This window comes from Treponema sp. R80B11-R83G3, assembly GCF_054786115.1.
The window spans coordinates 1-6,104 of the sequence record NZ_BDHF01000109.1; the positions used below are offsets into that span (position 1 = coordinate 1).

Below are 6,104 nucleotides of genomic sequence, written 5' to 3' on the forward strand. Positions count from 1 at the left end.
CGTTGGAGTCTCTTCTAAAAACTCCCGCTACGGTTGTGGAAAGCCCTTGCCCCGGTTTTTCTTGTACAATCGTGTACTCGGCAGAAAAATCAACGCCGTAATAACTGACAAGCGCATCAACTTTCACTAACAGTTCTTGATCTGACGCTGCCTGAAGGGATACTGCTGTAAAAAAGAACAAAACCGGTAAAATTACACATTTAATTTTTTTAGACATCATAATGGTTCTCCTGATAAAAGTTCCGGCAGGTTTTTTCTGGATGCGCGAACAGATGGCAATAGAGCCATCACAAAAAGCACGATAAAAACCAACAAAATATTAACAATCATTGTCTTAGGAAGATACAGAGGCAAAAGCTTTCCGTTTTTCATAAAAATCTCAAAACCGGGAAACCATGAAAAAGATAACAATGAAACTGCCCAGCTTAAAATTTGAGCCAATATAAAACCGGCTATTAGCGAGATAAATCCTATGACAAGAACCTCGGTCCAAAGAACCAGTCGCAGGTCGCTTCCGTAAAAACCGATAATACGCATGGTACCCAGTTCTTTTGCACGTTCATGAAGTATCAATCTGTATGTAACTGCGGCACTTACAAGAATTATAAAAAGCATCATAACATACAGCAAATATGTAATAATATTCATAGCATCTAACAACTGTGATATTTCCGATAAATAAACTGGTAAAGTATACAAGAAAACCCTGATTCCTTCCCATGGACGGTCTCTTTCTAAATTCATTTGAGTCCTGTTGTAAACCAATGGACCTGTTTGTATCTGCTTTGATAAAACATTTTGTAATAATACGCGTTTATGTTCGGCGGTTTCCGGTTTATCTAAGAAGAAACCAACAGAAGAACAGTCTCCGTCATTAAAATCTATAAGCCGGTTAAGACTCAATCTGGAAATATATGCTTTATAATAACCAAATATTGATGTGTCTTTTACGATTCCATTTATAATAAACACTCCGGTATTTTTCTGCCCCCAGCGAGTTTCAGTTTCCAGAATAATATTATCCCCTATTTTAGCGCCAAGCTGTTGCGCTATCGGAACTGAAATGATAATATCTTCGTTACCTAAACTTGAGTTAACTGGTTCTTCAAAATTTAATTTATTCAGTAAATGCGCTTCCTTATCCCAATCACAACCCATCAAATATTTAATCTGTATTGCATTGCCGTTAAAATGAATAATACCGTCAGCGCCATAGATTGTCCGCAATACCGTATACTTGGGATTTATTCCCGCTTGATCAGCCGCATTCAGAATAGCCGATATTTCATTCTGTCCAAGACGGTGAGCATAATCTCTGGTAGTGTTAGTATCGTATCCAATTGCGACAATATCACCGGCGTAATGCGACTGGGCGGCATAATACACATTATCGTACATCCCATCTTTTATTGAGGTGATAAAAGTGACTACCGCAAAACCAAAGATCATGGCAGCCATAAGAAAGCCATAGCGCCTACGGTAACGGTACAAATATTTTAGCCCCAGTTTGAAAACGGCAAAAAACTTTTCCATAGGTCCCTTCTGTTATCCCCTCTGCACTGCCACTATCGGCTCTATCCGCACTGTTACTTCCACTGGATATAAAGATGCCGCCAAAGAAAATAATACCGCCATAAAAAATGAAACAACGGTAATTTGCGGTATGACTTCCAGTTTTAATATACGGCCGCCAAACAATGAAACAATCAGTTCATTTGATATATTAATACCAAGACTGTTAATCCATAATAGAAATAATATGCCGCCTAACAGTCCGGCAAAAGCGGCAATCAGGGTGATAATAAGATTTTCGGAGAAAACAAGAGAACGGATATAAGCGTCTGATGCGCCAATAGCCCTAAGAGTGCCAATTTCCCTTGTTCTGCGAAAAACGGTAATTAAAAGAATATTAATTACGGTAATAACGCCCGCAACGCATACTAAAAAAATTCCCGAATTGAACAATACCTGAACCAGCAGTGAAAGAATGGCGGAGTTTCCCGCCGCTACTCTCCAGTTTACCGCAGTTATGCCGAATGGCTGTATTTTTTTATTTATAGACGAGATAAACGCTCCGGCGGACACTCCTTTTTTCAGACGAAGAATAATAAAATTCCAGTCTCCACCGGTTTCCTGAACAGTTTCAGTTTTAGATTCTCTTAAATAATTTTCCAACACTTCCGCTGAAAATTGCTCTTCTTCCGATTCTTCGTTAGTTGCAAACGCTTCGCTAAAAATATCATCTGGATCAACTGTCAGAAGGCGGGTGGAACTTTTGCCTGCTTCAGTATTTATATAGCCGTCTTTGTTATAACTGCCCGCCACCTGTATTGAGTTGAGTACTCTGACAGTTTGAGGATCGATGATGATAATCTCATTCATAAATTGACCGGGATTTTTATACTCGTAAATTCCGACTAACGGAACTTCCCTGATTTTAAACCCCATAGCGCCGCCGGATGTTAAAAGCAACGGCGTGCCGATACTGGGACGCTGACCGCTGTACATTTTAATTCTTTGCGCCCTATCTTCCGTAATCATTGCGCCAAATTCACCGGCGCCCAAAAATCGGCCTTCCTTAAGAATAATACCGGTGAAAAGCGAAAAATATGATTCTGCGTCAATACCGCACAGTAAAACAGGCTCCCGAACATTCATGAGGTCAAGGAATGCTTTGCCGGATACTTGGTTTGTTATTTTGTCAATTTTAGGCTCGGCAGCTATAGTCTCCATGACTAAATTATAGGCAGGAAGGACAGGTAAGTTATAATAATCGCTGATAACGGGAGCATTTGCACTAAAAAGATTCATTGTAATATCCGATGTTTTTTCCAGTACTACATCGCCCGTAAGACTTTCGATATACGCCTGGCGAATACCTCTGTCTATCATTCCGATGACGCTGTTCCCGATAAAAAAAATAAAAGTGATAAATGCAATAAGTAAAATGATGATAATGTTATTTTTTTTGTTTCTTATAATATTGCGAATGGCCAGATACAAAACCATTACTGTTTTTTCTCCGATTTGATCATTCCGTCATGAAGAAAAACAACATGATTCGCCATTTCCCATATTTCCGGATCATGCGTGGAAAAAATAAAAGTTGTTTTTTCCTCATGATTTAATTTCTGCATTAAGTTTAATACCTTTTCTCCCGTAGCGGAGTCAAGATTTGCGGTCGGCTCATCGGCAATGACAATTTTTGGCATTGTTACAAGCGCTCGCGCAATAGCAACCCGCTGTTGTTCGCCGCCGGAAAGCTTCGCGGGAATATGATTTTTCCGCTCTGTAAGTCCTACTTCTTCCAACAGGTAATTTACCCTGTCACGGCGTTCAGCCTTTGTTCCGCCCTTTTTTGCTATTATCAGTGGCAGTTCCACATTCTCAAAAACATTCAAGACGGGCAGAAGGTTAAATGATTGGAATACAAAACCGATATATTCCCGCCTGAGCCGTGCCAGTTCCTGCCTGTTTTGATTGTTTATTTCCAGATTATTTATTTCCAGATAACCTCGGCTGCATTTGTCAATCAAGCCTATAATGTTCATCAATGTAGTTTTACCGGAGCCGGAAGGGCCTGCAATGGAAATAAATTCGCCTTCAGTTATTTCAAGATTAATGCCCTTTAAAGCTTGAATTTCAACATTGCCCATGATATATATTTTCCATAGGTCTGTTATTCTAATTATCACTGATTATATGCTCCTATATGACATTAAACTATGTTTATGTCTATTTTATTATCATATTTTACAGGTTCATGTCAAGGATTTTTATTTTAGGTTGTCTCTTTTAAGGTTTTCCTTGCCAAAACTTGAAAAAAAAAGGTAATTGAGTTATTATTACGCTATATCGAGGTTAAAAACGAAGGGCATTATAGGTTTCTTTCTTTGGCATATAAAAAAGACCGGGCTGATACTAATCAGTTTTATACGAAGAAATAGATTATTGTATCTTTTTGCCAGGACTTTAGTCTCAATAAGAAAAAATGGATTCAAGGCAACAATAAAGAGACTTTGTGTTTATATTCAAAGAGATTTAAAGAATAAATTTTCTTCACTTGGAAGAGAATTATTTTTATCAATTAGTGAAAGGTTCTCTCAGGAAAACGCGATGTTCTCAAGGCAAATTAAAATCAGTATTATAACACCGTTATTCAATACCAATGTTGAACACCTTGTAAAGATGATAGATTCTGTTGAAGCCCAAACATACATTAATTGGGAATTATGTTTAGTTGATGGAAGTGACAAAGGTCACGAAAATGTCAAGCATATTTGTGAAGATTATGCATTGCTGGATAATAGGGTAAAATACAGGAAACTTGATGAAAATTTAGGCGTATCAAACAATTCAAACAAGGCAATAGAAATGTCAAGCGGCGAGTATATCGGGCTTCTGGAGCATGATGATGTGCTTCACCCTTCTGCCTTGTATGAAATAATGAGTGTAATCTGTAAAGAAAACTGCGATTTTATTTATACAGATGAAGCGGTATTTTCTTCTAACGGAAAAATAACATTAAAGCATTATAAACCTGATTATGCCGTTGATACTTTGTACTCGCACAATTATATTAGCCGTTTTACGGTTTTTTCAAGGACTCTCATGGAGAAGGCGGGATTATTCCGCAGTGAATTTGACGGAAGCCAGGATTATGATTTGATTCTTCGGTATACTCATAATGCTTCTAAAATAAGGCATATTTCTAAGCTGCTGTATTTCCATAGGAAGCGTGAAAAATCAAATATTGACAAAAAGTTAAATGTTATTTTATCGGCGGAAAAAGCAATATCCGAGCATTTAGAAACCATAGGAATACCTGCCAAAGTTGAAAGTAAAATAGGGCTTCCCGGATATTACAGAATTATCTATAAATTAACAGAAATACCGTTGGTCTCTATAATAATTCCGAACAGGGATAACGCTTCTCTTTTGCGTAACTGCCTGTCATCCATAATGGAAAGAACAACTTATGGCAATTATGAGATTATTATTGTCGAAAATAATAGTTCCGATATTGCCACTGAAAATTTCTACAAAGAATTAAAACGATATACCAATGTTCGTATTGTACACTGGAAAGGAAAGGAATTTAATTTTAGTGAAATATGTAATTTGGGTTTTAAGTACGCAAACGGGAAACAACTGTTATTTTTAAATAATGACATTGAAATAATTACGCCTAATTGGATTGAAGAGATGCTGATGTTTTGCCAAAGAGACGATGTTGGAGCGGTGGGAGCCAAGCTTTACTTTAGTAACCGGTCTATTCAACATGCCGGGGTTGTATTGGGGGTTGAAGGAACAGCCGGGCATATTTTATACGGAGTGCCTTTTAATTATACCGGATACATGGGAAAATTACAGATCGTCCAGAATATGAGCGCTGTAACTGGTGCTTGTATGATGGTCAAAAGAAAAGTATTTGAGGATGTGGGGCTTTTTCCGCCTGAATTTCATAATTCGTACAATGATGTTGATTTATGTATAAGAATCAGAAAAGCCGGATATTTAATTGTCTGGACGCCCTATGCCGAAGCCTATCATTTTGAGTCAAAATCACGCGGATACAATATAACGCATGAAAAAAAGCGAAAATTAGCCGCTGAAATGGCCCTATTTAAAACAAAATGGAAGAAAGAACTTGCTGCTGGGGATCCCTATTACAACTGTAATTTTTCCCTTGATAGTGCCAATTATAGAATTAAGTAAATATTTTGATTTTCCTTTAATTAATGGAAAACTTTAAGCATTGACTGATTAATGAGCATAATATATACTAGTTATTTGTGAAATATGACTAAATTTGACTGAAATTTTATAGTACTGTTGGTATATTGTGGGTGTTATACTGGCAAATTCGGCAAGCCTGTTTCGGCGGCGGCTGAGTTTTTTATGGAAATTTTTAAAAAAAACCGTTTTTGGACGGTAAGGCATTTGTTTGGCTTGATTTTTTAGATAAAAACAATCGAGTGCCTAATAATTTATTAAATTGAGTTATAGAAAACAATATGAATGTTATTAAAAAAACTATTTCACGCTTACAAACTCTGCTTAGATATAGGGAACTTTTTTTCCAACTTGTATCCCGTGATATA

At 37.2% G+C, this 6,104-nt stretch carries 4 protein-coding genes and 1 pseudogene; 1 reads left to right on the plus strand and 4 read right to left on the minus strand.

Annotation, left to right across the window (positions count from 1 at the left end; genetic code table 11):
• From ACYVRH_RS11060 to ACYVRH_RS11075, 4 genes and pseudogenes are all read right to left on the minus strand, one after another.
• Positions 1-220 (minus strand): annotated as a pseudogene (locus ACYVRH_RS11060) (outer membrane lipoprotein-sorting protein); the annotation flags it as partial.
• Positions 217-1,533: an ABC transporter permease gene (locus ACYVRH_RS11065; protein ID WP_461256972.1), complete on the minus strand. Its 1,317-nt coding sequence runs from the start codon at positions 1,531-1,533 to the stop codon at positions 217-219. The gene ACYVRH_RS11065 and the pseudogene ACYVRH_RS11060, both read right to left, overlap by 4 nt.
• A gap of 12 nt (positions 1,534-1,545) precedes the next feature.
• Entirely contained in the window at positions 1,546-3,009 is a 1,464-nt protein-coding gene (locus tag ACYVRH_RS11070) for an ABC transporter permease (RefSeq protein WP_461256973.1), read from the minus strand.
• The gene (locus tag ACYVRH_RS11075; protein WP_461256975.1) at positions 3,009-3,656 is read right to left on the minus strand and encodes an ABC transporter ATP-binding protein; all 648 of its coding nucleotides are present in this window, start codon (positions 3,654-3,656) and stop codon (positions 3,009-3,011) included. The genes ACYVRH_RS11070 and ACYVRH_RS11075 overlap by 1 nt, the downstream gene beginning before the upstream one ends.
• Positions 3,657-4,116: 460 nt before the next feature.
• Here ACYVRH_RS11075 and ACYVRH_RS11080 point away from each other — a divergent pair, with 460 nt between their 5' ends.
• Complete coding sequence (locus ACYVRH_RS11080; protein WP_461256974.1) at positions 4,117-5,718, plus strand: glycosyltransferase; 1,602 nt, start codon at positions 4,117-4,119, stop codon at positions 5,716-5,718.
• Positions 5,719-6,104: the final 386 nt, after the last annotated feature.

Excerpts from the sequence above, each read along its gene's own strand:
- ACYVRH_RS11080 (WP_461256974.1), top strand. The coding sequence starts at position 4,117 with ATGTTCTCAAGGCAAATTAAAATCAGTATTATAACACCGTTATTCAAT.
- ACYVRH_RS11070 (WP_461256973.1), bottom strand. The coding sequence starts at position 3,009 with ATGGTTTTGTATCTGGCCATTCGCAATATTATAAGAAACAAAAAAAAT.
- ACYVRH_RS11065 (WP_461256972.1), bottom strand. The coding sequence starts at position 1,533 with ATGGAAAAGTTTTTTGCCGTTTTCAAACTGGGGCTAAAATATTTGTAC.
- ACYVRH_RS11075 (WP_461256975.1), bottom strand. The coding sequence starts at position 3,656 with ATGGGCAATGTTGAAATTCAAGCTTTAAAGGGCATTAATCTTGAAATA.